This window comes from Terracoccus sp. 273MFTsu3.1, from assembly GCF_000383675.1.
GTDB lineage: Bacteria > Actinomycetota > Actinomycetes > Actinomycetales > Dermatophilaceae > Terrabacter.
Genome location: NZ_KB911824.1, coordinates 222,251 through 247,958 on the forward strand (window position 1 = coordinate 222,251; position 25,708 = coordinate 247,958).

General features: G+C 71.6%; 26 protein-coding genes. 17 read left to right on the forward strand and 9 right to left on the reverse strand.

Annotated elements, in window-relative coordinates; all coding sequences use genetic code 11:
* Positions 1 to 73: 73 nt before the first annotated feature.
* Positions 74 to 1,021: a LysR family transcriptional regulator gene (locus H283_RS0116185; RefSeq protein WP_020144573.1), complete on the reverse strand. Its 948-nt coding sequence runs from the start codon at positions 1,019 to 1,021 to the stop codon at positions 74 to 76.
* Positions 1,022 to 1,105: 84 nt separating this feature from the next.
* Here H283_RS0116185 and H283_RS0116190 point away from each other — a divergent pair, with 84 nt between their 5' ends.
* Together H283_RS0116190 and H283_RS26785 are read left to right on the forward strand one after the other, a co-directional pair.
* Entirely contained in the window at positions 1,106 to 2,068 is a 963-nt protein-coding gene (locus H283_RS0116190) for a Sir2 family NAD-dependent protein deacetylase (protein ID WP_020144574.1), read from the forward strand.
* On the forward strand, positions 2,052 to 3,095 hold the full coding sequence (locus tag H283_RS26785; RefSeq protein ID WP_020144575.1) for a phosphotransferase: 1,044 nt from the start codon (positions 2,052 to 2,054) through the stop codon (positions 3,093 to 3,095). The genes H283_RS0116190 and H283_RS26785 overlap by 17 nt, the downstream gene beginning before the upstream one ends.
* Positions 3,096 to 3,098: 3 nt before the next feature.
* Here the strand turns inward: H283_RS26785 and H283_RS0116200 are convergent, their stop codons facing one another.
* Both H283_RS0116200 and lexA read right to left on the reverse strand, forming a co-directional pair.
* On the reverse strand, positions 3,099 to 4,013 hold the full coding sequence (locus tag H283_RS0116200; RefSeq protein WP_020144576.1) for a hypothetical protein: 915 nt from the start codon (positions 4,011 to 4,013) through the stop codon (positions 3,099 to 3,101).
* 132 nt (positions 4,014 to 4,145) lie between these two features.
* A complete protein-coding gene (gene lexA / locus H283_RS0116205) occupies positions 4,146 to 4,871 on the reverse strand; it encodes a transcriptional repressor LexA (protein ID WP_020144577.1) in 726 nt (241 codons plus the stop codon).
* Between the two features lie 228 nt (positions 4,872 to 5,099).
* On the opposite strand from lexA, the gene H283_RS0116210 reads away from it, so the two are divergent.
* From H283_RS0116210 to H283_RS27295, 4 genes are all read left to right on the forward strand, one after another.
* Positions 5,100 to 5,513, forward strand: coding sequence for a LysM peptidoglycan-binding domain-containing protein (locus tag H283_RS0116210; RefSeq protein ID WP_020144578.1), 414 nt, complete (start codon positions 5,100 to 5,102; stop codon positions 5,511 to 5,513).
* 265 nt (positions 5,514 to 5,778) lie between these two features.
* Positions 5,779 to 6,081 (forward strand): hypothetical protein, encoded by a 303-nt coding sequence (locus H283_RS0116215; RefSeq protein ID WP_020144579.1) that lies wholly within the window; start codon positions 5,779 to 5,781, stop codon positions 6,079 to 6,081.
* Positions 6,082 to 6,116: 35 nt separating this feature from the next.
* Entirely contained in the window at positions 6,117 to 7,859 is a 1,743-nt protein-coding gene (locus H283_RS0116220) for an alpha/beta hydrolase (RefSeq protein ID WP_020144580.1), read from the forward strand.
* Positions 7,856 to 8,548, forward strand: a complete 693-nt coding sequence (locus H283_RS27295; RefSeq protein ID WP_156023245.1) for a hypothetical protein — start codon at positions 7,856 to 7,858, stop codon at positions 8,546 to 8,548. Before H283_RS0116220 ends, H283_RS27295 begins: the two co-directional genes overlap by 4 nt.
* Here H283_RS27295 and H283_RS25435 read toward each other — a convergent pair.
* Positions 8,445 to 9,722, reverse strand: a complete 1,278-nt coding sequence (locus H283_RS25435; protein WP_020144581.1) for an ATP-binding protein — start codon at positions 9,720 to 9,722, stop codon at positions 8,445 to 8,447. The genes H283_RS27295 and H283_RS25435 overlap by 104 nt on opposite strands.
* A 127-nt stretch (positions 9,723 to 9,849) precedes the next feature.
* On the opposite strand from H283_RS25435, the gene H283_RS25440 reads away from it, so the two are divergent.
* From H283_RS25440 to H283_RS0116255, 5 genes are all read left to right on the forward strand, one after another.
* Positions 9,850 to 10,500 carry a helix-turn-helix transcriptional regulator gene (locus H283_RS25440; RefSeq protein ID WP_020144582.1) on the forward strand — a complete coding sequence of 217 codons (651 nt, stop codon included), beginning with the start codon at positions 9,850 to 9,852 and terminating at the stop codon, positions 10,498 to 10,500.
* A complete protein-coding gene (locus tag H283_RS25445; protein ID WP_020144583.1) occupies positions 10,497 to 11,762 on the forward strand; it encodes an MFS transporter in 1,266 nt (421 codons plus the stop codon). The genes H283_RS25440 and H283_RS25445 overlap by 4 nt, the downstream gene beginning before the upstream one ends.
* A 124-nt stretch (positions 11,763 to 11,886) precedes the next feature.
* The gene (locus H283_RS0116245) at positions 11,887 to 12,315 is read left to right on the forward strand and encodes a Crp/Fnr family transcriptional regulator (RefSeq protein WP_020144584.1); all 429 of its coding nucleotides are present in this window, start codon (positions 11,887 to 11,889) and stop codon (positions 12,313 to 12,315) included.
* Between the two features lie 493 nt (positions 12,316 to 12,808).
* Complete coding sequence (gene nrdR, locus H283_RS0116250; protein WP_020144585.1) at positions 12,809 to 13,306, forward strand: transcriptional regulator NrdR; 498 nt, start codon at positions 12,809 to 12,811, stop codon at positions 13,304 to 13,306.
* 94 nt (positions 13,307 to 13,400) lie between these two features.
* Positions 13,401 to 16,328 carry a vitamin B12-dependent ribonucleotide reductase gene (locus tag H283_RS0116255; protein WP_020144586.1) on the forward strand — a complete coding sequence of 976 codons (2,928 nt, stop codon included), beginning with the start codon at positions 13,401 to 13,403 and terminating at the stop codon, positions 16,326 to 16,328.
* Positions 16,329 to 16,431: 103 nt separating this feature from the next.
* Here the strand turns inward: H283_RS0116255 and H283_RS0116260 are convergent, their stop codons facing one another.
* Together H283_RS0116260 and H283_RS0116265 are read right to left on the reverse strand one after the other, a co-directional pair.
* Positions 16,432 to 17,094 carry a response regulator transcription factor gene (locus H283_RS0116260; protein WP_020144587.1) on the reverse strand — a complete coding sequence of 221 codons (663 nt, stop codon included), beginning with the start codon at positions 17,092 to 17,094 and terminating at the stop codon, positions 16,432 to 16,434.
* 14 nt (positions 17,095 to 17,108) lie between these two features.
* Positions 17,109 to 18,305 carry a sensor histidine kinase gene (locus H283_RS0116265; RefSeq protein ID WP_020144588.1) on the reverse strand — a complete coding sequence of 399 codons (1,197 nt, stop codon included), beginning with the start codon at positions 18,303 to 18,305 and terminating at the stop codon, positions 17,109 to 17,111.
* Between the two features lie 199 nt (positions 18,306 to 18,504).
* Between H283_RS0116265 and H283_RS0116270 the strand changes: the two genes are divergently transcribed.
* Together H283_RS0116270 and H283_RS0116275 are read left to right on the forward strand one after the other, a co-directional pair.
* Complete coding sequence (locus tag H283_RS0116270; RefSeq protein ID WP_020144589.1) at positions 18,505 to 19,227, forward strand: ABC transporter ATP-binding protein; 723 nt, start codon at positions 18,505 to 18,507, stop codon at positions 19,225 to 19,227.
* A complete protein-coding gene (locus H283_RS0116275; protein WP_156023247.1) occupies positions 19,224 to 19,967 on the forward strand; it encodes an ABC transporter permease in 744 nt (247 codons plus the stop codon). Before H283_RS0116270 ends, H283_RS0116275 begins: the two co-directional genes overlap by 4 nt.
* A gap of 83 nt (positions 19,968 to 20,050) precedes the next feature.
* On the opposite strand, the gene H283_RS0116280 is transcribed toward H283_RS0116275, so the two are convergent.
* The 3 genes from H283_RS0116280 to H283_RS25450 are packed head-to-tail and all read right to left on the reverse strand — an operon-like array spanning position 20,051 to position 21,305.
* Positions 20,051 to 20,290: a hypothetical protein gene (locus H283_RS0116280; protein WP_043649769.1), complete on the reverse strand. Its 240-nt coding sequence runs from the start codon at positions 20,288 to 20,290 to the stop codon at positions 20,051 to 20,053.
* A complete protein-coding gene (locus tag H283_RS0116285; RefSeq protein WP_020144592.1) occupies positions 20,287 to 21,024 on the reverse strand; it encodes an RNA polymerase sigma factor in 738 nt (245 codons plus the stop codon). Before H283_RS0116285 ends, H283_RS0116280 begins: the two co-directional genes overlap by 4 nt.
* On the reverse strand, positions 21,024 to 21,305 hold the full coding sequence (locus H283_RS25450) for a hypothetical protein (RefSeq protein WP_020144593.1): 282 nt from the start codon (positions 21,303 to 21,305) through the stop codon (positions 21,024 to 21,026). Before H283_RS25450 ends, H283_RS0116285 begins: the two co-directional genes overlap by 1 nt.
* 164 nt (positions 21,306 to 21,469) lie before the next feature.
* On the opposite strand from H283_RS25450, the gene H283_RS0116295 reads away from it, so the two are divergent.
* The 4 genes from H283_RS0116295 to H283_RS0116310 all read left to right on the forward strand — a co-directional run bounded on the left by H283_RS0116295 (position 21,470) and on the right by H283_RS0116310 (position 25,686).
* Positions 21,470 to 21,931, forward strand: a complete 462-nt coding sequence (locus H283_RS0116295; RefSeq protein ID WP_020144594.1) for a hypothetical protein — start codon at positions 21,470 to 21,472, stop codon at positions 21,929 to 21,931.
* A 2-nt stretch (positions 21,932 to 21,933) separates the two neighbouring features.
* Entirely contained in the window at positions 21,934 to 22,815 is an 882-nt protein-coding gene (locus tag H283_RS25455; protein WP_156023248.1) for a patatin-like phospholipase family protein, read from the forward strand.
* Between the two features lie 80 nt (positions 22,816 to 22,895).
* Complete coding sequence (gene folE / locus H283_RS0116305) at positions 22,896 to 23,441, forward strand: GTP cyclohydrolase I (protein ID WP_043649898.1); 546 nt, start codon at positions 22,896 to 22,898, stop codon at positions 23,439 to 23,441.
* A 121-nt stretch (positions 23,442 to 23,562) separates the two neighbouring features.
* Positions 23,563 to 25,686 carry a bifunctional lysylphosphatidylglycerol flippase/synthetase MprF gene (locus H283_RS0116310; RefSeq protein ID WP_020144597.1) on the forward strand — a complete coding sequence of 708 codons (2,124 nt, stop codon included), beginning with the start codon at positions 23,563 to 23,565 and terminating at the stop codon, positions 25,684 to 25,686.
* Positions 25,687 to 25,708: the final 22 nt, after the last annotated feature.

Below are 25,708 nucleotides of genomic sequence, written 5' to 3' on the forward strand. Positions count from 1 at the left end.
CCGTATGCCGCGTCGTGGCCGGCCGCGTGGTGGTGGCCGTGGCCGATGAGGCCGTGGTCGGGGTGGCCGGCCCTCAGGCCTTGGCGCCGACGAGCTCGGCGGTCGTGGCCTTCGGGTCGGCGCCGGCCGCCTCGCACAGCGCGTCGAGCGCCGCGGCGACGGCAGGCACGCGCTGCAGGTCGGGGGTCGTCACCGCGAGGATCTGGCGCCGTGACGCGGGGGAGAGCGGCAGGGTCGCGACCTCGTCGTGCTTGGCGGCGTTGAGGATGAGGTCGGGCACGAGGGCCACGCCCAGCCCGGCCGTGACGAGCCCGAGCTGCGCGACGTAGTCCTCGGTCTCGAACGCCACGTTGGGCCGGAAGCCGGCGGTGTCGGCGAGCGACAGGAGGTGGCCGCGACAGCGTGGGCAGCCCGCGATCCACTCCTCTCCCGAGAAGTCGGCGAGCGATGCCGCCGCGTCTCCGGCGTGCGGGTGCGTGCCGGGGACGACCAGACGCACCTCGTCGTCCATGAGCCGGCGGGTCACGAGGAGCGAGAGGTCCTCCTCGAGCTCACCGAGGTCGCCGCCCTCGTAGGCGAAGGCGACCGCGACATCGCAGTCGCCGTTGCGCAGGGCCGCGAGCGACTCGGGCGGCTCGGCCTCGGTGAAGGTGACGGTGATGTCGGGGTGGCGGGCCTTGAGGATGGCGAGGGTCCGGGGCACGAGCGTGGCCGACGAGCTGGGGAAGGCCTGGAGACGGACCCGTCCGGCGCGCAGGCCGGCGATCGCGGTGATCTCCTCCTCGGCCGCGTCGAGGGCGGCGAGGACGCCGACCGCGTGGCGGGCGAGGACCTGACCGGCCTCGGTGAGGCGGACCTGACGGCCGTAGCGCTCGACGAGGACGGTCCCGGTGCGCTGCTCGAGGCGACGGACCATCTGCGAGATGGCCGGTTGGGTGAAGCCCAGCGCGTTGGCGGCGCTCGTGAAGCTTCCCTCGTCGGCAATGGCCTTCATGACCCGCAGGCCGGCAGCATCGATCATGCCCTCATCATAACCGATGATTATGGAATCCTGCTGTATCCAGTCGGCCGAGAATGGTCTCACAGCGGCACGTAGGCTTGCCGGGTGCAGCAGCCGAACGGCATACCTCCGCAGGCGACGGCCGAAACGGCCACCACGGCGACGACCCGGCTCGCCACGTCGCGCACCCTGCCGCTCCAGACGCACGACCTCGGCACCTTCGACGACCTCGTCGACCTCGTCAGCGGCGGCGGGGTGGTCGTCCTCTCCGGTGCGGGGCTCTCGACCGAGTCCGGCATCCCCGACTACCGCGGGCCCGACGGGACCCGCCGGGTCGAGCCGATGACGTACGGCGAGTTCGCCGGGTCGAGCGAGGCCCGTCGGCGGTACTGGGCCCGCAGCTACATCGGCTGGCAGCGCTTCAACGCCGCCGCGCCCAACGAAGGGCACCGCGTCGTCACCGACCTGCAAAGAGCGGGTTACGTCGGACCGATCATCACCCAGAACGTCGACGGGCTGCACCAGGCCTCCGGCGCGACGGACGTCATCGAGCTGCACGGGTCCCTCGACCGCGCGGTCTGTCTCACGTGCGGTGAGTACACCTCGCGGATCGGCTTGCACGAGAGGATGACCGAGGCCAACCCCGGCTTCATGGACCGCTTCGCCGAGGCGGCGCACGCGGTGGGGTCGCAGTGGGGTGAGCAGGTGCGCCCCGACGGGGACATCGTGCTGGCCGACGCGCTCGTCGAGTCGTTCCACCCCCCGCGCTGCCTCGTCTGCGGCCACGACACCGTCAAGCCCGACGTCGTCTTCTTCGGCGAGTCGGTGCCCAAGGCCGTCGTGGAGCAGTGCTTCACCCTCGTCGAGGGTGCCGGCGCCGTCCTCGTCCTCGGGTCGTCGCTGTCGGTCATGAGCGGCTACCGCTTCGTCCGTCGCGCCCACCAGCGCGACGTGCCCGTCGCGATCGTCACGCGCTCGGCGACGCGCGGCGACGCCGAGGCGACCCTGCGCCTCCACGCGCCCCTCGGCCCGACCCTGACGGAGCTGCGCCATGCCCTCGGGCACTGAGCAGCCTTGGTATGCCGCCCTCCCGCAGTCCGGGGAGGGTCCGTCCGTCCGCTGGTCGTCCAGCGCGTTCGAGACCGAGCTGCGCGAGTGGGTCGGCGGGGTCCTGGGCGGTCTGGGCACTGACCTCGTGTCGCTCGAAGCGGTGCACCAGCGCCCCTGGTCGACGGTGTGGCGCGGCGTCGCATCCGACGGCGCCACCTACTGGGCCAAGCAGAACTGCGTGCACCAGTCGTTCGAGGCGGCCCTGCTCGTCGTCCTCGACCGCCTGTCACCGCACCGGGTCGTCCCGGTCACCGCGGCCGACCTCGAGCGCGGCCTGCACCTCGTGCCCGACCAGGGACCTATCTTCGCCCTGACGGTCGCGGACGACGACGTCGATGCCTGGTGCCGGGTCGCGGCCGAGGCGATGCACCTCCAGCGCGAGCTCGTCGGCCACACGGCGGACCTCGTCGGCGCAGGCGTCACGACCCTGCCTCCCGTCGAGTCGGCGGCCTATGTCGAGGCGAGGGTCGCGTCCCTGACGACCCTGGCCCGGGAGGACCCGCGCCGCATGGGTGACGACGTCGCACGACGGTTGCGTGAGCTGGTGCCGGCGGTCACGACGTGGGCCGACGACGTGGTGAGCCTCGGCCTGCCGGACAGCCTCGTGCACAACGACCTCCACGCCAGCAACGTCTTCGCGACGGCGGAGGGCATGCGCTTCTTCGACTTCGGTGACGCCCTGCTCACGCACCCCCTGTCGGCGCTCTTCGTCCCGCTCAACGTGCTGCTCCACCGCTTCGAGACCACCCCCGACGACGCCCGGTTGAGGCGGGTGGCGGACGCCGCGATCGAAGTCTGGGGTGACGTCGTCCCGGTCGGCGAGCTGCGGACGGCCCTGCCGTCCGCGCTGCGGCTGGGTCGGCTCGGGCGTGCCGAGTCGTGGCTCCGCGTCACGGCGACGCTGACGCCGGGCGAGGCGGCCGAGTACGGCGACTCCGGCACGTGGTGGCTGGGCGCCCTCGGTGACGAACCGCCCCTGACCTGAAGGCTATTCGGCGACGGACCGAGCCGAACGCGCCTCGGCGCCATCGGCGTCGCGCAGGTCCCACAGCTCCTTGGTCTGCACGCCCCAGTACGCAGCGAAGAGCACGATGATGATGACCTCGGCGATGAGGATGAGGTGGTCGAAGCCGCGCACCGTCACGGCCGTCAGCACCGTCACCCCGAGGGCGACGGCCAGGGCGACCGCGATCGCGATGTAGATGCGCTTGTAGGTGGTCCCGGTCGTGCCGGTGCCGCCCGCTGCGCTGCCCTGGTGCCGCTCCTCGGCCCGCATCGCGCTGAAGACCATGACGGCGATCACCCCCGCCACCATGGTGCCCGCGGCGATGCCGTGGCTCAGTGCGATGAACCGGTCGCGCAGGACGAGGAAGAGGGCCAGCTCGGCGAGGAGCACGAGCCCGCACGCCACGGTGACGACGACCGAGCGCACCGTGGGCCGGTCCGACGGGTCACGTGTCATGGCGCCACGCCTGAGCCAGGCGGCCACGACGGCAGCGAGGACCCCGACGACCACGAGGGACCAGATGTTGTTGCGCACGGCCGCGGCGATCTCGGCCGGGGTCTGGGTGTACGCGTTCGGGCCGCACCGGCCGTCCGGCACCGTCGGGACCATGGCGACGACGAAGGCCATGAAGCCCGAGAAGTTGAGCAGCACGTCCTCCTGGGGGGAGTGCCCCTTGTAGGCGATGAGGCTGGCCCCGAGCGCGCACAGGGAGCCCACGAAGACGGTCCGCGCCGGCGTGTAGTAGTACGCGCTGATCGAGCCGAGCCAGCACGAGTGGTCGGTCTCCCACCACCACTGGTAGCCCACCGAGAGCAGCAGCATGAGGAGCAGGGCGATCATCGCGCCCCGCAGGTAGCGGTAGGTGAAGACGACGTCGCGGGTGCGGCCGGGTGCCATGGCGGTCTCCTTCGCTGGACTCACGACATCAGAGTCTCGCGTCGCCGCGTCCGATACGCAGCCCGGACGCGACGACGCCGCCGGCGCGGGGGGCGCCGACGGCATACGTCGTCCGTGGAGGAGGGGGCGCGATCAGAGCCGGCGCAGGACCGCCGTGACCTTGCCGAGGATCGTCGCGTGGTCGCCGTCGATGGGCGAGAAGTCGGGGTTGTGCGGCATGAGCCACACGTGCCCGTCGGTGCGCTTGAACGTCTTGACCGTCGCCTCGTTGTCGAGCATGGCGGCCACGACGTCCCCGTTGTCGGCGTGCTGCTGCTGGCGCACGACGACCCAGTCGCCGTCGCAGATCGCGGCGTCGACCATCGAGTCGCCGTTGACCTTGAGCAGGAAGAGGTCACCCTCGCCGACGAGCTGCTTGGGCAGCGGGAAGACGTCCTCGACGACCTCCTCGGCCGTGATCGGCACGCCGGCCGCGATCTGGCCGAGCACCGGGACGTAGGAGGCCTCGGGCCGCGCATCGCCGGAGTCGGTCTCGGTGTCGTAGTGGTCACCCCGTGGACGTGGCGCGCTCGGGTCACCCCCGCGGTAGCCGAGCTCCTCGGCCTTCGCGTCGGGTGAGACGACCTCGAGGGCCCGGGGCCGGTTGGGGTCGCGTCGCAGGTAGCCCTTGGCGACGAGGGCGTTGAGCTGGTGGGAGACGCTCGAGGGGCTGGCCAGGCCGACGGCGTCGCCGATCTCGCGCATGCTCGGCGGGTAGCCGCGCCGGTCGACGGAGTTGCGGATGACCTCGAGCACCCGCCGCTGGCGGACGGTGAGACCGTCGCCGGTCTCGCGATCGGGAAGCTCGGTCACGCCCATGGTGTCCCCTTCGTCGGCTCGTCAGTCCGTCTCGTGACGCTGGATGAGGGGCCAGTGTCAGTGGTGGCTGGTGAGGTCTGTGGTGTGAGGAAAGACTACGCAGTTCGAACACAGTTGCCAAACACCTGTTCGATGCGTGTCTCGACTTCATCGAACATACGTGCTACAACTCGTACAGACGTTCTATCGAACACGTGTTCGCCAGATCAGGAGCAAGGGGAGGTCACCATGAGCGCCATCGTCCTCGAGGCCGTTCGTCAGCCGCACACCGAGGAGCCCGCGCGGTCGCAGCCGACCGGTCGGCCCCGTCTCGTCCTCGTCCCCACCGGACCCGAGGCCGCCCGCGCAGCGCGGGCCGCGAGGCCGCCGATGCGCCTGACGCGTTTCGGTCGTCTCGTCGTGACCCTCCTCGTCGCCGGGGTCGTCTCCGTGCTCGGTGTCGGCCTTGCCGGCCAGCTCGCGTCGGCCACGGGTGAGCCCCGCACCGTCACGGTCCAGGCAGGGCAGACGCTCTCGGGCATCGCCGCCCGCGAGCTGCCAGAGCTGACCACGGCCGAGGGTGTCGTCGAGCTGCAGATCGCCAACGCGCTCAGCACCTCCTCGATCCATGCCGGCCAGCAGCTCGTCGTCCCGGGTCGCTGACCCAGCCTCTCCCGGGCCCGCCCAGGGCGTATGCCGTGTGACCGGCCGCCCGTCCAGGCCCTCCGATCCGCCGCGTTGGCTCCACCTTCAGCGGCTGGCGGTAGCGGCGCTTCGACCCCGCCGTTCCTGCCCCGGACGCCGCACCCCTGACCTGGGGTGCGGCGTCCTGCTGTTCCCGCAGTCGCCGTGACCGAACCCTGTGGATGACGGGCTCGAGTCCGAGGGTGCCGTGCCTAGCGTGGCTGTCCTCGGAAGGGAGCAGGGGATGCGCTACGACGTGGACACCGACGCGCTGCGCGACGACGCCGCCTCGGTCGGCGAGGTGCTGGCCCGGGTGCACCGGCTGAGGATCGCCGAGGAGCTGCGGCCGCTCGGAGGGGCGATCCCCGGTGGTCGAGTCGCCGGCGGCCTCGGCCAGGTCGCCGCGGCGTGGCAGGCGCGCCTGGCCGGCACCCGCTGGGAGCTGCGTGAGCTGGGCCGCTGCCTCGCCGCGGCGGCCGACGCCTACGACGCCGTCGAGCAGACGTCCCGGCAGGCCCTGCGACGGTCGTCCGGTGGCCTCCGATGAGGCCGGGTGCGGCAGGTGCCGGTGCCCCGCTGACGATGACCGTCGCAGACGTCCGGGGCTGCCGACCGCAGTCCTTGCTCGAGGTGGGCCGGCGCCTGGAGGAGCAGCGCCTTCGGGTCCTCGGCCTCGCAGAGCTCGTGCTGTGGCGTCGCTCCGCCGCGCCGCGGTGGTCGGGTGTCGCCTCCTCGGCGGCCGCCGACCGCTACGGCCTCGTCGTCGCCGGCCTCGGACGACTCGCGGGGAGCATCGCGGCGACCGGTCACGCGGTCGGGCACGCCGCGGCACGTCTGCACTCGGCGCGCGACCTCGTCGCTCGCGCCGACCGTCGGGCCGCCGACGAGGGCGCCTGGGTCGACGGCGAGGGACGGCTCTTCCTTCCCGTGCGCGCGTCGCTCGGAGACCTGGCGGGCGAGGCGCACCGGGCGCGGCTCGACGAGCTGTTGAGGGTCGAGGTGCACGCCTGTCTGGCGCAGGCCCGTCAGGCCGCGAGCCAGACCGACGACGAGCTGTGGAGGGCGCTGCTGACCGCTGCCCGTGGCGCGACCTCATCACTGGGGACCGCCGCGCAGCTGGTTCCGCAGCTGCCACCTCCGCCGGCGGGGTCCTCGACGAGTGCTGGAGTCGACGGTCGGGTGTTCGCCTCCGCCGCCTGGTGGCGGTCCCTGACCGACGAGGAGCGACGCCGCGTCATCCGTGAGCGTCCGGTCTGGGTCGGGCCCCGCGACGGAGTGCCGGCCGCCGCTCGCCACGAGGCCAACCTCGTCCTGCTGGGCCGAGCGGAGCAAGCGGCCTCGACCCGCCAACGGGAGGCGGAGCGGGTGGCGTCTGCGATCAACGCCGCCGAGCGCACCCGTGCGGCCGAGCACATGGAGGCCCTGCAGGCGGTGCGCGACGTGCTCGCGCGTCGCGACGGTGGACCCCGGCGCCTGCTCCTCGTCGACGCCACCGGGCCCGACGTCAGGGCGGTCGTCGCGATCGGCGACGTCGACCGGGCCGAGCACGTCGTCACGTTCGTCGGTGGGCTCTCGACCAGGGTCGGGGCCGATCTCCGGCGCTACGACGACACCTTCGTGCGGATGCGTTCGGAGGTCAAGGCGGTGGCGCGCGGTGAGGACGTCGCACTCGTGACGTGGATGGGCTACGACGCGCCGCAGGTCCACGAGATCGTCACGTCCGTGGACCGGAACGTCCTCAACGGCAGGCTCGCCCGCGACAGCGCCGGCTTGCTGGCTGACTTCGTGACCGGTGTCGAGGCCGCGCGTGACCGTCCGGCCCACCAGACGGTCTGGGCCCATTCCTACGGCGGCACTCTGGCCGGCCACGCCTCGCTGCGCACGAGTGCCATCGACGACGTCGCCGTCTTCGGTGCGCCCGGGCTGCCGTTCTCGGACGTGGCGCACACGGCTCTCAAGCCCGGCTCCCTCAACGTCCTCGGCGCGGTGGGGGACGACGTGTTCGGCTACGGCTGGATGGTGCACGGCACAGCCCCGGCGGACGTCGTGGGCGCGAGCCGGCTCTCGACCTTCGCGCTCAAGCAGACCGGGACCGGGTGCAACCACTGGCTCCACCCGCGATCCGACTTCGTCGACGTCCGTCGCACCTCGGCGGGTCACTCCGACTACCTCCAGCCCGGCACCGACAGTGCGCGCAACCTCGTCGCCGTGGCGGCCGGTCGTCCCGACCTGCGGCTCCTCCAGGGCCCCGACGAGAGGGCGTGCACGACGACCGGACCGAGCCTCGGGACCGATCCCCTGCGCTGGCCGAGGCTCGTCCCGTGATCTCGTTCGACGACGAGCAGACCGGGCATCTCGACGGGGCGGCCGTCTTCGACCGGCGCGACCGCCTCGTCGCGTCGGCGTGCCTGTGGCTCGTCGTGCTCCAGGCGCTGCCCTACGTCGCCGTCGGATGGATCACCGACGGCGGGACCGCCGCGGGCGACGGCGCCCTGTATGTGCTCGCACCCACCTCTCTGCTGGGCGTCGTGGGCTTCGGGGTCGTCCTCGCGGTCGCCCTCTCGCGGAGGGGGATGCAGCCCGTCGTCAGCACGGGGTCGGCTGTCGACGGGCCGGTGGTCGGTCGGCTGCCCACACGGCCGACGCCACACACGGGAACGACCGGGTCCGTCCTGCCCCGACTGCGGTGGGCTGCCCTCACGGCACTCGCCGAGGCGGCGAGCGTCGCTGGAGCAGCCCTGCTCGAGGGCGCCGCGACCTCGGGTGCCTCCGCCGCCGGCAAGGCTCTCGACGTGGGATCCGTCCTCTGGGCCTACGTCGGCACGGTCGGCCAGGTGCTCCTCATGGACGTCAGGGCACCGACGGCCTTCCTCGTGGCGTTCGTCGTGCTCGCCCGCGCTCGACGTCCGCTCAGTCCGCGCCGGACCCGTCGTGCCCTTCGTGCTCGTCCCTGCGGGGGAGCTGGGCGGGCAGCTCGAACCACACGTCCGTGCCCGGACCGTCCACCGAGCTGATCCCGATCGTCCCTCGGTGCGCCTCGATGATCCGCTTGACCGTCGCCAGGCCGATCCCGCTGCCGTCGACCGAGGTCTCCAGCCGACTGAAGAGGCCGAAGACCCGGTCGCGGTCCGCCGCGGAGATGCCGATCCCGTTGTCGCGCACCGAGATGCGCCACGAGTCGCCGACCTGCACCGCCGAGATCTCGACCACGGGCGCGACGCCGGGACGGGCGTACTTCACCGCGTTGGAGACGAGGTTGAGCAGCACCGAGTAGAGCTGCTGCCCGTCTGCGGGCAGGGTCGGCAGCGCCCCGATCGTGAGGGCCGCCGACCGGGCGGTCAGCGTCGGGTCGAGGTCCTCGAGCACCGAGGAGAGCACGGCGTCGAGGTCGGTGTCGCTGCGGTGCAGCTCGGCCCCGACGCGGGCATGGGCGAGGATCTGCTCGATCATCCCGGCCATCCGCGTGGCGGAGCGAAAGGCCGTGGCGACGAGGCGTTCGGACCACTCGTCCGCGGCGACCGCAGGCTGCTGGCCGAGCATCTCGGTGCTCGCCATGATGGCCGTGAGGGGCGTGCGCAGGTCGTGGCTCACCTGTCCCGCGAAGACCGACAGGGCCTCGTTGGACCGGTGGAGCTCGTCCCTCGTCTCGGTGAGGGCCGCGAGCGAGTCCTCCAGCTCACGGGTGCGCAGACGGAGCTCGAGGACGTCGACGACGCGCTCGGCGATGGCGACGAGAGCCTCCTCCTGTGCCTCGTCGAGCGCGCGTGGCTGGGAGTCGAAGACGCAGAGGCGACCGATGATCACGCCGTCCGGGGTGGTCAGTGGCGCCGACGCGTAGAAGCGGACGGTTCCGAGGACGCCCGTCACGAAAGGGTTGTCGCAGAATCGGGCGTCGAGGCTGGCGTCGGGTACGACGACGCGGTCGGTGTGCTCGAGCACGGCGGCGCACATCGAGTCCTCACGGGCGCAGATGGAGGCGTCGAACCCGGTGGCGGCGATCTGGTGCTGGTGCGAGGCCGTGATGAGGTTGATCGCCGCGCGGGGGACGGCGCACACCCGCGCCGCGATGTCGACGAGGGCCTGCAGCTCGCGCTGGGGAGCGTTGCCGAGGACGTCGTAGCCCGCCAGCGCGTCCTCGCGTCGTCGGGCCGGGTCGAGGACGTCTGCTGACGAGGTCCGGTTTGTCACGATAGGAAGACTCTGTCATGACGGCAGGCGGGGCAAGCACCCGGGCTCGCTGAACCAAGTCATCGACGCAGCCGAAGTCATACAAGAGCTCTTGTGCAACAGTCGGCGCGCACCCGAGGCTGGTTGCATGCCACGACGCACCGCCTCCGAGCGCCACGCCGCCACGAGCCCCGTCTCCGTCGACGCCCTCGGCAGCGAGACCGGCAACGCCCTCCTCGACGTCCTCACCGCCTTCCACCATCCGACCCGCCGCTGGCTGTGCGAGCTGCTGGCCGTCGAGGGCCCCGCGACCGTCGGGTCGCTGGCGCGGCGCACGGGCCTGGCCGTCGGATCGGTGAGCCACCACCTCGGCACGCTGCACCGTTACGGCTTCGTCGAGCCGGCGCCCGAGCTGGCCCGGGACACCCGGGAGAGCTGGTGGCGCACTCGTCCCCGACAGCTCTCGTGGGATGCCACCGAATACGACGAGGGGACCCTCGCGCGGCGGATCGCCTCGACGGCCGAGGCCGAGAACTTCCGCCACCACGTGCGCGCGGTCCAGCGGTGGCTGGCCGAAGGCGAGTCGGCGCCGGCCGAGGTGCGGCGCGCGTCGGTGGCGACCGACACCCTCGCGGCCGCGACGGTCGCCCAGATGGGCGAGCTGAGCCGTCGGCTCACCGCGCTCGTCGTCGAGTGGAGCGAGGAGTGCCGCGCCGACGTGGAGGTCCACCCCGACGTCGAGCGACTGCCGGTCCGGGTCTCGGCGCGCGTCTTCCCGAGCCCACCGGTGCAGCCGTGAGCGCCGGCACCGGGCCGGCGAGGGTCGCGGCGTCCCCTCCCGCCACCGAGCCGTCGCTCATCGGCGACGCACCTCCGCCTGTCACCCGGGACCGGATGGTGCAGGCCTGGGTGGGCTCGATGGCCCTGTCGTGGTTCGGCGACGCCGTGTGGACCGTGGCGCTGGCCTGGACCGCCGTGCACACCCTGTCGCCGACCATGGCCGGCGTGGTTCTCGGGGCGGAGACCCTGCCGCAGGCCGTCTTCGTGCTCCTCGGCGGGGTCATCGCCGACCGGTGGGACACCCGGCGCGTCCTCGTGACCGGACGGCTCGTCCAGGCGGTGGTCCTGCTCGGCGGCGCCGTGGCATGGGCCGCCGGGGTCAGGGGTGCGCCGCTGCTCGTCACCCTGGGCGTCCTGCTCGGTACCGCCACCGGGCTCACGCTGCCGGCCGGGGCCACCCTCGCCCGCCAGCTCGTGCGCCCTGCGGACCTCGCGACGGTGAGCGGCTGGAACCAGATCGGAGGTCGCGTCGCGCGCCTGCTCGGCGCTCCCGCCGGAGGCGTCGCGGTCGCCACGGCCGGGCCTGCCGGGGCCATGCTCGCGAATGCCGTCACCTTCGTCGCGGTCGCCGCCGTCCTCGCGGGCGTGGTGCGCCCGCGCTACCGGATGCCGCGGGTGCCCAACGCGTCGTGGACGGCCAGCCTGAGGGACGGGGCGGCATATCTGCGCGGGGACGAGTCGGCCCGACTGCTCGTCCTCGGGCTGGCGGCCCTCAACGTCTTCGTCTCGCCGGTCATCGCCCTCGGGATCGCCCTGCGGGTCAGCAGCTCCGGCTGGGGGCCCGGGTGGCTCGGCGCCGCCGAGGCGGCGTTCGCCGTGGGAGCGATCTGCGGCAGCGTCGTCGGCATCCGGTGGCGGGTGGGTCGCCCGGCTCGCGCCGGCTTCGCCGTCCTCGTCGGACAGGGTGTCTGCATCGCGGGCACCGGCGTCGGCTCGCGCGCCTTCCTGGCGGCGTCGATGCTCCTCATCGGCGTCGCGGCTGGTGCGGCGTCGGTGTGGCTCTCGGGGACGTACCAGCGCACCATCGCGCCGAGCCACCTCGGGCGCGTCTCGTCGGTCTCGAGCCTCGGCGACATGGCGCTGGTGCCGCTCGCGATCCCGGCCTTCGGTGCGCTCGCCGCAGGCACCTCGGTCCTCACGGCCGCTGTCGTCTACGGCACGGCGATGTCGGTGCTCTGCCTGTGGTTCGCCACCCGGCCGGGCATCGCGCGGCTGCGCTGAACGACGTGGGTACCGCCTCCGGGAACGTCCGTCCTCGTCTTCGTCGAATGCCTACCCGCACGCTCCGAGGAGGGCTACCGTCGAAGGGCCGGCCCGCGAGGGGCCACGACGTGGGAGGCACGTGATGAGCCTGAAGGACTCGCTCTGCGCCGTCGAGCTCTTCTGCGAGCTCCCCGACGACCTCGTCGAGGAGGTGATCGCCCGTGGCTCCACCATCAAGGTCGGTCCCGGGGTGCCGATGGTCAAGCAGGGCGACCGCGACGCCGGCATGGTGATGCTGCTCGACGGCTCGGCCGACGTCGACGTCGACGGTCGCGCCGTGGGTTCGCTCTCGACGGGCGACTACTTCGGAGAGATGTCCCTCATCGACGGGTCGGGGCGGACGGCCACCGTCACGAGCGGGCCCCAGGGACTCACGGCCTTCCGGCTCTCGCCGGCCGCGTTCACCGACCTCATCGACCAGCACCCGCACACCGCCGTGCTGCTCCTCAAAGGCCTCGTGTCGCGTGTGCGCCAGCTCGAGGCGCAGGTCGGCGAGGCCCCGGCCCGCTGACCGGGCGCGCCACCCGGTGCCGGGCACCGGGGCCTGGTCTGAGCGTGGGGCGCTCGGAGGGGTGGGATCGTCGCGGCCGCGGCGGACGGCATACGCTCACGGACCCGTAGATGGGGGAGGGGACGGCGCCGACCACCCCTACATGTTGGGGGTGGGCGTCCCGCGACACGCCGGGACGCCTGGGGCTGGAGTGACGTTTGTGCAGGTCAGGGGCGCGACGCGCCGGACCACGATCACGTGCTTGCGATCGGGGTCACACCATGCCTACAGTTACCCCTACATCTAGTAGTTACACAGATGTAAGACGTCCACATGTAGTCCCCAGGCAAACGGGGGTTACGCACAGGTCATCCCCACGTCATCCCCAGATCCATCCCCAGCCCCGACCGGTCCCACGAACACCGGGCGGGGGTCAGGACGGGCTCGGGACGGCATACGGGACGGCCTGGAACCGTTGAACGACTGGGTCTCGGGGAAGGGAAGGTGACCAGACGTGCACTGTCCGTTCTGTCGCCACACCGACTCGCGGGTCATCGACTCGCGCACCACCGACGACGGCGCCTGCATCAGGCGTCGGCGCCAGTGCCCCGAGTGCAACCGCCGCTTCACGACGCTCGAGACCTCGAGCCTCAACGTGATCAAGCGGTCGGGAGCCTCCGAGCCGTTCAGCCGGGCCAAGGTCCTCTCAGGCGTGCGCAAGTCATGCCAGGGGCGGCCCGTCAGCGAGGACGACCTGGCCCTTCTCGCCCAGAAGGTCGAGGAGGCCATCCGGTCGCAGGGAAACGCCGAGATCGAGGCGCACGAGGTCGGCATGGCCGTCCTCGAACCGCTCCGCGAGCTCGACGAGGTCGCGTACCTCAGGTTCGCCAGCGTCTACCAGGCGTGGGAGAGCCTCGAGGACTTCGAAGGAGCCATCGCGCTCCTTCGAGCCGAGCACGAAGCGCTGGGGGAGGAGCCCACGGCTCCGTCCCGGCTCGACGTCCAGCGGTAACCACCCTCCACAGCACGTCCGGGACACCCGCCCTGTCGGTGCCCCACGCAACACTTGAAACCAGCAGCAGATTCGGTCAGGGAGGCCGCACGACATGACGGAGATCGGTAACCGCAGCTCACGCTCGAAGGCAGGCGCCAAGGGCGTCAAGATCGAGCGCATCTACACCACGCCCGGTGTGCACCCGTACGACGAGGTCACGTGGGAGAAGCGCGACGTCGTCCAGCAGAACTGGAAGACGGGCGAGACGATCTTCGAGCAGCGCGGGGTCGAGTTCCCCGACTTCTGGTCGGTCAACGCCAGCACCATCGTCACCACCAAGTACTTCCGCGGCGCCGTCGGCACGGCCGCCCGCGAGGTCTCGCTCAAGCAGCTCATCGACCGCGTCGTGCTGACCTACGTCGCCGCCGGCAAGAGCAACGGCTACTTCGCCTCGCCCGACGACGCCGAGATCTTCGAGCACGAGCTGACCCACGCGCTGCTGCACCAGGTCTTCTCGTTCAACTCGCCCGTGTGGTTCAACGTCGGCACCAAGAGCCCGCAGCAGGTCTCCGCCTGCTTCATCCTCGCCGTCGACGACTCGATGGACTCGATCCTCAACTGGTACAAGGAGGAGGGGAAGATCTTCCAGGGCGGCTCCGGCGCCGGCCTCAACCTCTCGCGCATCCGTTCCTCGAAGGAGCTGCTCTCCTCCGGTGGCACGGCCTCCGGTCCGGTCTCCTTCATGCGCGGCGCCGACGCGTCCGCCGGCACCATCAAGTCGGGCGGCGCCACGCGTCGTGCGGCCAAGATGGTCGTCCTCGACGTCGACCACCCCGACATCGAGGAGTTCGTCGAGACCAAGGCGCGCGAGGAGGACAAGATCCGCGCCCTGCGCGACGCCGGCTTCGACATGGACCTCGGCGGCAAGGACATCGTCTCCGTCCAGTACCAGAACGCCAACAACTCGGTCCGCGTCAACGACGAGTTCATGAAGGCCGTCGAGGACGGCACGGAGTTCGGTCTGCGCTCGCGCAGCGACGGCTCCGTCATCGACACCGTTGACGCCCGTGAGCTCTTCGGCAAGATCGCCAAGGCCGCGTGGGAGTGCGCCGACCCGGGCATCCAGTACGACGACACGATCAACGCGTGGCACACCAACCCCGAGACCGGCCGCATCACCGCGTCCAACCCCTGCTCGGAGTACATGTCGCTCGACAACAGCTCGTGCAACCTCGCCTCGCTCAACCTGCTGAAGTTCCTGCGCGACGACGACACGTTCGACGCCGTCACCTTCCAGAAGGTCGTCGAGCTCGTCATCACGGCGATGGACATCTCGATCTGCTTCGCGGACTTCCCGACCGAGCCGATCGGCGAGACGACGCGCAACTACCGCCAGCTCGGCATCGGCTACGCCAACCTCGGTGCGCTCCTCATGGCGACCGGCCACGGCTACGACTCCGAGGGTGGCCGCGCGCTCGCCGCGTCGATCACCTCGCTGCTCACGGGTGCCGCCTACAAGCGTTCCGCCGAGATGGCCTCGGTCGTCGGCGCCTACGCCGGCTACGCCCGCAACGCCGATGCCCACAAGCGGGTCATGCGCAAGCACCAGGCCGCCAACGACAACATCAAGACGCTCGACGCGATGGACTCCGACATCCACAAGCTCGCGACGAAGGCGTGGGACGACGTCGTCAAGCTCGGTGAGAAGCACGGCTACCGCAACGCCCAGGCGTCGGTGCTGGCCCCGACGGGCACCATCGGCTTCATGATGGACTGCGACACGACCGGCATCGAGCCGGACTTCTCGCTCGTGAAGTTCAAGAAGCTCGTCGGTGGCGGCTCGATGCAGATCGTCAACCTGACGATCCCGCGGGCGCTGCGCAAGATGGGCTACACCGGCGAGACCGTCGAGGCGATCGTCGAGTACATCGCCGACAAGGGTCACGTCATCGACGCCCCCGGCCTCAAGCCCGAGCACTACGAGGTCTTCGACACCGCCATGGGTGCGCGCTCGATCTCGGCCATGGGCCACGTGCGCATGATGGCCGCGACGCAGCCGTTCCTCTCCGGTGCCATCTCCAAGACGGTCAACCTGCCCGAGACGGCCACGGTCGAGGAGATCCAGGACGTCTATATGCAGGGCTGGAAGCTCGGCATCAAGGCGCTCGCGATCTACCGCGACAACTGCAAGGTCGGTCAGCCGCTGTCCGACGGTGGCTCGACGGCCAAGGACAACAAGGCCGCCGCCGACGCCGCTGCTGCCGAGGTCAAGGTCGAGAAGGTCATCGAGTACCGCCCGGTCCGTCGCCGTCTGCCGAAGCGCCGCACCTCGCAGACGACGTCGTTCGCCGTCGGTGGGGCCGAGGGCTACCTCACGGCCGGCACCTACGATGACCAGCAGCTCGGCGAGATCTTCCTCAAGTTCGGCAAGCAGGGCTCGACCCTGGCCGGCGTGATGGACGCCTTCTCGATCGCCGTGTCCATCGGCCTGCAGTACGGCGTGCCGCTCGAGACGTTCGTGGAGAAGTTCACGAACCTCCGCTTCGAGCCGGCCGGTCTGACGGACGACCCGGACGTGCGCATGGCGCAGTCGATCATGGACTACGTCTTCCGCCGTCTGGCGCTGGACTACCTCGACTTCGACACCCGCTCCTTCATGGGCATCCACACGGCGTCCGAGCGGGCCCGCCAGGTCGAGACCGGCTCCTACGAGGCCATCGAGTCGGACGAGTCGGACGAGGATCTCGAGGACGAGCTCGAGTCGCTCCAGCAGTCGGCACCGGTCTCCAAGAAGGCCGAGCACAAGGCCGAGGAGGCCCAGGCTGACTCTCCGGTCGCAGCCGCCGAGGTGAAGTCGGGTGCAGGTGCTGCCTCCGCCCGTGAGATCTCCAGCGACGTGCACAGCTCCGCCGAGCTGCTCGAGAAGTTCGGCGGCATCACCGCCGACGCGCCGATCTGCATGACGTGCGGCACGAAGATGCGCCCCGCCGGCTCCTGCTACGTCTGCGAGGGTTGCGGAAGCACCAGCGGCTGCAGCTGACAGTCGTCACCACGAAGGGCCCGGACGGTTAGCCGTCCGGGCCCTTCGTCGACCGCGTGGTCGCCCGCCAGCGCGACCCATCCTTCAGGCCGGCACTGCCTTGTCAGGGCGAGTGCGGTTCCACGAGACCCGTCTCATAGGCCATCACGACGAGCTGGGTGCGGTCTCGGGCTCCGAGCTTCATGAGGAGCCGGCTCACGTGGGTCTTGGCGGTCGCCGGGGTCACGAAGAGCTCGGTGCCGATCTCGTGGTTGGACAGGCCTCGGGCGACGAGCACGAGAACCTCCCGCTCGCGCTCGGTCAGCGCGTCCAGGGACGCGGGTGGGTCGGGTCGTCCGCCCACGTCGGCCGGCCCCCGCCGCACGAACTCCTCGATGAGCAGGCGTGTCACCGTCGGCGCCAGCAGCGACTCACCCCGCGCGATGACTCGGATCCCGTCGAGCAGCTGGGCCGGCGGCGTGTCCTTCAGCAGGAAGCCACTGGCCCCCGCACGCAGGGCCCCGAAGACGTACTCGTCGAGGTCGAAGGTCGTCAGGACGAGCACGCGTGTGGACAGGCCGAGGGCGGCGATGGTGCCTGTTGCCGCGAGTCCGTCCATCACCGGCATCCGGATGTCCATGAGCACGACGTCCGGCTCGAGCTCGCGCGCGAGCTCGACGGCCTCGGCGCCGTTCTCGCCCTCACCCACGACCTCGAGGTCGGGCGCGGAGTCCACGAGCACGCAGAACGCTCCTCGCACGAGGGCCTGGTCGTCCACCACGACCACCCGCACCGGCGCACTCACGGCGTCTGCACCGCATACGGCAGCGTGGCATGCACCCGGAACCCGCCTCCGGGCCGCGGTCCGGCCTCGAAGCTCCCGCCGTAGAGCTCGACCCGCTCCCGCATGCCCACCAGTCCCTGGCCGGCACCCGGCGCGAGGCCGACGTCCGAGACCGGGACGTCACCGTGGCGCGGACGCCTGGGCGATCCTTCGTCGAGCACCTCGAGCTCGACCTCCGACTCCGTACGGGCGATGTGGACGTGAGCGACGGGTCCGCCGTGCTTGAGGACGTTCGTCAGCGCCTCCTGCACGACGCGGTACGCCGCCAGGTCGAGGCCGGCGGGCAGGTGCGCGCCGTCGCCGGTCGAGCTCACGGTGACGCCGAGGCCGGTGCGGCGCGTCTCGGCCACGAGCCGTGGGATGTCGGCGAGGCCGGGCATGGGGTGCATCGCGGTCTCACCGTCCTGGCGCAGCACCCCGAGCATCCGGCGCATCTCGGTGAGCGCACCCCGGCTGGTCGACTCGATGACCCCCAGGGCGGCTCGAGCCGCCGTCGGGTCGGTCGCGATGACGTGGCTGCCGACACCGGCCTGGACCGCGATGACCGACATCGAATGAGCCACGACGTCGTGCAGCTCCCGGGCGATCCGAAGCCGCTCTGCCGTCACGGCCGCGCGGTCCCGGTCCTCCCGCTCGCGCTCGAGCAGGCGGGCCCGCTCCTCGATGGCCGCCCACCGAAGGCGTCGCTGGCGCAGGTTGTCGCCGGCCAGCCAGGCGACGGCCGTCGCGAGCAGCGTCGAGATGACGTCGCTCGGGGCGACCACCCCGGCGGGTTGGACGGCCAGAGCCAGACAGAACGCCCCGACGGTCGCGCCGAGGGCCAGGAGGGAGTCGCGCCGTCGACCGTGGAGCGCCAGTCCGAACAGCAGCGCGAAGGCGCTGACCCCGGGGTAGGGCGCGTAGTGCATGAGTGAGAAGGCCACGAGAGCGCAGAGCGTCACGGTGAGGGCGAGCCACGGGGCTCGGCGGTGCACGGCATACGGCGCCGTCAGCAGGACGCCCAGGACCCAGGCCCCCGCATCCACGGGCCGCTGCCCTGCCCGGACGGTCACGCCGAACGACAGGACGAGCAGGACGAAGAGGCCGAGCGCGACGAGAGCGTCGGCGACCTGGGGGTCGAGCCGCCGCGGGCGGCGCCGCCAACGCGTGTCCATACCTGCAGAGTAGGCAGCGCCGGCCCACGGGGGGTCGGCTTCGGGGCGTACGCCCCGGGAGGTATGCCGTGTCCCAGGCGCCCGATGACCCCACCCCCAGGCGCACGCGGCAGGTCGGCCGCACAGCCGACGACCCAGGACCCCGCGGAGCCGGATCGTTGGTGTCAGCCAAACCGGCCCGACACAGGAGCTCCGCACCATGCCAACACTCTCGTTCCACCAGCTCACGAAGCACTACGGTCCCGTCACCGTCCTCGACGGCTTCACGGCCACGGCCCTTCCCGGCCGCGTCACCGCCTTCCTCGGGGTCAACGGGGCAGGAAAGACGACGAGCATGCGGATCATGCTCGGTCTCGCCGACCCGACCAGCGGGGAGGCGACGATCGACGGCGTCCGCTACGCCGACCTACCGCATCCGACCCGCGTGGTCGGAGCGGTCCTCGACCAGGGATTCCACCCGAATCGCTCTGCTCGCAACCACATTCGCCTGACTGCGAGGCAGGCGGGGGTCTCCGCCGACATGGCGGACGACCTCCTCCACCGCTTCGGTCTCGGGGCCGCGGCCGGGCGCCGCGTCGGCGGCTTCTCGCTCGGGATGCGTCAGCGGCTCGCGCTGGCCTCGGCTCTCGTCGGCGACCCGTCAGTGCTCGTGCTCGACGAGCCGCTCAACGGCCTCGACCCGGACGGCATCCGCGAGATGCGCCGCTTCCTGAGGTCCTTCGCGGACGCCGGCGGCACCGTCTTCCTGTCGAGCCACCTGCTCAGCGAGGTCGCGGCGGTCGCGGACGACCTCGTCGTCATCCACCGCGGCACGCTCGCCGCCGCCGGCCCGGTCCACGACATCGTCACCGACGACACGGACCTCGAGTCGGTCTTCCACGACCTCATCCACTCCACCGACACCCAGGAAGTCTGGTCATGAGAACCCTTGTCTCCCTTGAGCTCTACAAGCTTCGCACCACCCCCGCGGCGTGGGTGAGCCTCGGCATCACCCTCGTGCTCGGAATGGCCTCCGTGGCCGCCAACGCACTCGTCCCCAGTCCCGGCGGACCGGCCTTCGGGTCGACGGACCACGTCAACCACACGCTCTCCGTGTCGGCGCTCACCTCGATGGTGATGCTGGCCATGGGGGTCCTCGTGGTCGCCGGCGAGTACCGACACCGCACGATCATGCAGACCTTCCTCGGTGAGCCCCGTCGCGCCCGGGTGCTCGCGGCCAAGGCCGTCACCGTCCTCGGGCTCGGCGCGCTCCTCGGCGCCGGCACCTTCGGCATCGCCTACGCGGAGGCCGTGGTCATCTACGGCGCGCGCGGGGTGCACTCGCTGCCGGTCGACGTGGCCCAGCTCTGGATCGGCGCCGCGGTGGCCTCCGCCCTCTACGGCCTCGTCGGCGTCGCCCTCGGGGCACTGACCCGCAACACGGTCGCGGCCATCGTCGGAGCGATCACCTGGGTCATGATCATCGAGGTCGGCATCCTCGCCAGTGCCCTCCCCGAGGTCGCCCAGTGGCTCCCGGCAGGGGCTGCCATCGCCCTCACCAGCGTCGGCACGGCAGCGCACGGGATGCTGGCCCCGACGACTGCCGCCCTCGTGCTCACCGGTTGGGCGTTGCTCATCTCAGGGATCGCGGCCCGTTTCAGCCTCACCCGCGAAGCGCACTGAGCCACCAGAGGTCGCTCGCGCCTCGGGTCCACACCGGACCCGAGGCGCGGTCGCCTACCGGGAGGCGGTGCCGCGCCCGAGCCTCAGGGCCGGTCGAGCAGCTGGAGCAGCGACTCGGCCTCCTCGTCGCAGGCTGCGCACCCTCGAAGGTGGGCGGCCATCGCCTCGTCACGGTAGGTGGGGTCGTGCACCAGCGCCTCGGCATACGTGTCCATCCGTTCGAAGCACTCGTCACACGAGAGCCAAGGGGTCGTGTCCTGCAGCAGCGCGCTGACGTTGCGTGGTGTCAGGGCGGCCGGGTCGGGGCGAGGTGTGGTGCTCATGGAGTGCCTGCCGTGGGGGTGGGGGAGATGCGTGAGGTGTCGTGGGAAGGGACCGGATCCGGTGGTGTCGCAGGGTGGACGGCCAGGTAGCCGTTCGCGGTGAGCTCCGCCCGCAGGCGGACCCGGAGGTCGTGCAGCGTCTTGTAGAGGGCTCCTCGGTTGGTGCCCAGACGGTCGGCGAGAACGTCGATCGGGACGCCGTCGACGAGGAGGGCGATCGCGATGCGGCGCTGGTAGGGCGTGAGAACGCCACGCATCGCGGCGGCCACGGCCGCCGCGAGGTCGTTTCCCTCCGCATACAGGTCGGGGTCCTCGTGTCGCGGCGAGCTCGGCACGTCGAGGTCTCGCAGCTCCACCTCACGGTGCTGCCACTGCAGCCGGCGGACCTCGGTCGCCGCCTGGAGGATGGCGAACTTGAAGGCCCACGTCGTGAAGCGGCTCCGGCCCTCGAAGGTGTGCAGCTTGGCCAGCAATGCGGTCATGGCCTCGTCGGCCGCCTGGTTGACGATGACCTCGACCGCCGACGGGGAGGGATCGGGGAGCGCCTGACGCATGCGCCACACCTGGTGCGCGGCTGCCCGGAGCATGAGCGCGTGCAGCTCTCGCAGGGCCGCGGCCTGTTCGGGGCCTCCTCCGGTCAGGGCCGCCACCCAGTCCACCGGGCCCCGGGCATCCGACGGTGGTGCCGACACCGAGGTGGTCGAGCGTTGCCCGTCCCTGCTCACGGCGGTCATCAGCCCACCTGCGACGCGTCGAGGCCGTCGAGGCCGTCGAGGCCGTCGAGGCCGTCGAGCGGAGACAGGATGCGGGCCGCGAGCTCCGGTGGGCAGCCGGCGTCCACGAGCTCGAGCAGGGCGTGGAGGTCGACCCGCTGTCGGGCCAGGTCACGAGCGAGCGGTGCCGGGAAGCCCGCCTCGCGCAGCCGGCACCTGCGCCACTCGACGACGTCGAGCGGCGGTCCCGCGGATCGGCAGGGGGCCGCGGTGGCCGGGATGTGGGTGTGTTGCGTGGTCATGCCCTGTTGGCGGTGCGCAGCGTCCATGGTCTTACCGGTCGGAGACGGCGCGGTAAGACCGGTGACGCGTGGACGCACTAACACCCCGTCAGCGTCCCACCCGGCCGGCTCGATGTCGCGGAGCAGCCCGGAGGACACCGAGCCACCAGTCCAGGAGGACCCACATGGTCACCATCGGCAGTCCCAGTACCACCCGCCGCGTCGAGCGCCCCGCACGTCCTGACAGGGGTGACCCCACCTACCAGGCCTACGCCGTGCTGCGGGCCGCCTTCGTCGTCGCCCCGGTCGTCTTCGGTCTCGACAAGTTCACCAACCTCCTCGTGCAGTGGGACCAGTACCTGGCACCCGTGCTGTCCCGGCCGTTGCCGGTCACACCGCACCAGGCGATGTATGCCGTCGGCGTCGTCGAGGTGGTGGCCGGCCTGGTCGTCGCCCTCCACCCGCGTCTCGGGGCGCTCGTCGTGGCCGCGTGGCTCGGCGGCATCATCGTCAACCTGCTGCTCCTCCCCGGCTTCTACGACGTGGCCCTGCGCGACCTCGGCCTGCTGTCGGCGGCGGTCGCCCTGCAGCGGCTCGCCACGCGGTTCGACACACGCCCCGTGCTGTGGCCGGTCCGGCGGGGCTGACCATGAGCACGGCGTTCGTGCTGACCGGAGGCGGGAGCCTCGGCGCAGTGCAGGTCGGGATGCTCCTGGCGCTGCGCGACTGCCGGATCAAGCCCGACCTGCTCGTCGGCACGTCCGTCGGCGCGGTCAACGCGGCCTACCTCGCCGGACCGGGGAGCCCTCGGGTCAGACTCGACGCCCTCGTGCGCCTCTGGCAGGGGATGCGTCGCCAGGACATCTTCGCCCCGGACCCGCTTCGGTGGCTCGGCGCCGCACGCGGGACCCAACCATCGTTGTTCGCCGGCACCGGACTCGAGCGCCTCCTGCGGAGCAACCTCGGTTACGACGGCCTCGACGAGGCACGGGTCCCGGTCGAGGTCACCGCCACGGATCTCGTCACCGGTCAGGGCATCGTGATGGGCACGGGTCCAGCCGTCAGTGCCGTCCGGGCCAGCGCTGCCGTCCCGGGGCTGCTCCCGCCCGTGGTGCGTCAGGGCCGGACCCTCGTGGACGGCGCCATCGGCGAGCTGGACGTGCTGGGCCACACGGCGGCCCACGGCGTCACGGACATCTACCTGCTGCCCGCCGGGTACCCCTGCGCGGGTGCCGGTCCGACGACGGCGCTCGGCTCGGTCCTGACTGCGCTGAGCCTGCTGCTGCACCGCCAGTTCATGGCGCAGGTCCGCGGCTACGACGGAGGTGCACGGCTGCACGTCCTGCCCCCGCTGTGCCCGCTGTCGGTGTTACCCGCCGACTTCAGCCACACGACCGCTCTCGTGGCGCGGGCGCACGAGAGCGCCCGCCGATGGTTGCGTTCCGCCTCGTCCCGGCCCCGGGACGACTCGGGCGTCCTGGCCCTCCACCACCATGACGGGCCCGACGCCCGGGAAGGAATGAGCGCATGAGCCCGACACCGGAACAGGCCGGACCTCGTGATCGCGCCCGGAGGCCCTGGGCGGGAACCGGGGCCGTCCCCGAGCCCGACCTGGCGCGTGCGGCCGCCGGAGCCCGAACCCTCCTGGAGGCACTGGGAATCGACCTCGACAACGAGTCGCTTGCGCGCACACCCGAGCGCATGGCTGCATCGCTCGCCGAGCTGATGAGCCCGCGCCCGTTCCAGATGACGACGTTCCCCAACGACGGCGGCTACGACGAGCTGATCGTCGCGAGGGGCATCCCGGTGCGGTCCCTCTGCGAGCACCACATGCTCCCGTTCGTCGGGACCGCGCACATCGGCTACCTCCCCGGCGGGCGCATCCTCGGACTGTCCAAGCTGGCCCGTGTGCTCGAGCACTTCTCGTCGCGTCCCCAGGTGCAGGAGCGACTGACGGTCCAGGTCGCCGACTGGCTCTGCGCCCAGCTCAGCCCGGTCGGGGTCGGCGTGGTCGTCGAGGCCGAGCACCTCTGCATGACCCTGCGCGGCGTGCAGGCCCCTGGCACGACGACCATCACCTCGAGCCTGCTCGGCGCCCTCCGGGACGACTCACGCTCGCGGGCGGAGTTCCTCGCCCTGACGCAGGCATCCCGCTGAGTCGCCGCGGAGGCCGACGTGGTGAGTCGCCGTGGTGGCCGACGTGTCGGAAGCGTGACCCGGTCCGGGCATCCGGCCATTCCCTCGACGTGCGGAGCCCGTTGGCAGGACAATCGAAGGCATGTCCCGTCTCTGGACGGTGACGAGTCGCCTACCGCTGACGAGCCTTCTCGTCGTCGCCACCCTCGCGCTGTCGGTGTGGACCAGGTCCCTCTGGGACCCGCTCCTCGACCGGCCGCTGAACGACTCCGTGAGCTACGGTCTGCCCGCGTTCGAGCAGGGCCACTGGTCCACCGTGCTGACCGGTGCCTTCTTCGCGGCGCGCCCGTACCAGTACGTCCCGATCCTGCTGGGGCTCATCGTGTTCGGGGGCTTTGCGGAGTGGCGCCTTGGTTCACTCCGCTACGCGGTGGCGCTCTTCTCCTGCCACGTCGTGGCCGTCCTGGGTGCCGCGGGTCTGCTCTGGCTGACCCGTGACCACGGCTACGCGTGGACCACGCACCTCGCCGCCGTGCGCGACGCAGGGCCCTCCGCCGGGTTCCTCGGCGCAGCGGCTGCAGCGTCGGTCACGCTCACACCCCCGTGGCGTGGCCGCATCCGGGCGTTGCTCGGCGCCTACGTCGTGCTCTTCGTCATCCACATGGGCGCGCTCGCGGACCTCGAGCACGTGCTCGGGGTGGGTTTCGGCCTCCTCCTCGGACCGACGCTCGTGGGCCGCGCCCCGTCGCTGACCGTGCGTCACCTGACCCGGCGAGACTTCCGCCTGCTCGCGTCCGGATTCTTCGTCATCGCCGCGGTCGAGGTGGCGCTGCGCCCCTTCACCACCGCGGACGGCCCGTTCGCGGTCACCATGAGCCCGGAAGCCCGAGCCGCGGAGCTCGCCGACACGGACCTGCTGCTCGGCATCGTCCAGATCGTCCTCTGGCTGTGGCTCGCCCGGTCGCTCTACAAGGGCCGGCGACTGGCCTGGCGTTGGGCCGTGGGTCTCCTGCTCGTCGTCATGGTCATCCAGGTCGTGAACCTCGGCTACATGGTCGTGGTGGGGGAGCAGGGACTCCTCGCCGCGGGCTGGGAGCTGTTCGGCAACGGGCTCGGACTGTCCGTGTGCCTCGTGGGGCGCCATGCGTTCCGCAACCCGTCGCCCCGCCGCGCCCGCCGCACCAGCGGCAGCATCGTGGCTCCCGCCGACGACGACCAGCGCTCGCGAGCCACGCAGCTGCTGCGGCAGCAGGGCACCGTCAACCGTCTTGCGTGGATGACGACCTGGCCGGAGAACCGCTGGTTCATTCCCCCCTCCGGGTCGGGATACGTCGCGTACCGCGTGCACGCCGGCGTTGCCGTCGGGCTCTGCGACCCCGTGGCCTCCGCCGAGGAGGACCGGTCCCAGCTGCTCGGCGCCTTCGCGAACGCCGTGCACGCCCAGGGGTTGGTGCCGTGCCTCTTCACCGTGACGGCCGAGGCCTCTCGACATGCTCGGGCGCAAGGCTGGCACTCCCTCCAGGTGGCGGAGGAGGCCTGGGTCGACCTGCCCACGCTGGACTTCGTCGGCAAGGCATGGCAGGACGTGCGCACCGCCCTCAACCAGGCGGCCAAGCTCGGCATCGGCTTCCGGCTGGGCCCCCTCAGGGACATGCCGCGCGGCATCCAGATGCAGGTCAAGGCGATCTCGTCCGAATGGGTCGAGGACAAGGGGCTGCCCGAGATGGGCTTCACCCTCGGTGGCGTGGATGAAGCCCTCGACCCACACGTCCGAGTCGGCCTGGCCATCGACGGTGACGCCACGGTCCACGGGGTCACGTCGTGGATGCCGTTCCACGCGAGCGGTGGTGGCGAGCCGGCCGGCTGGACGCTGGACGTCATGCGGCGCCTCCCCGGAGGCTTCCGCTACTCCATGGAGTTCCTCATCGCCTCGGCCTGTCTCGCCTTCAAGGAGGAAGGATGCGCCCTCGTCTCCCTCTCGGGTGCGCCGTTGGCCCGGACTCGGCCCGCTGCCGGTGACGAGTCCCTGGACCGGGGCACGCTCGACGTCTTCCTCGACCGGCTCGGTGAGTCCCTGGAGCCGTACTACGGCTTCAGGTCCCTGCACGCCTTCAAGTCGAAGTTCCAGCCGAGGCACGAACCGCTCTATCTCGTCTTCCCGGACGAGGCCGCGCTCCCGCGCATCGGGCTGGCCCTGAGCCGTGCGTACCTGCCCGACGCCGGGGTGCGAGACCTGGTCGCCCTGGCGCGTTCGGGTCGCCAGTGAGCCGACGGCCGCGGGCGCCCTG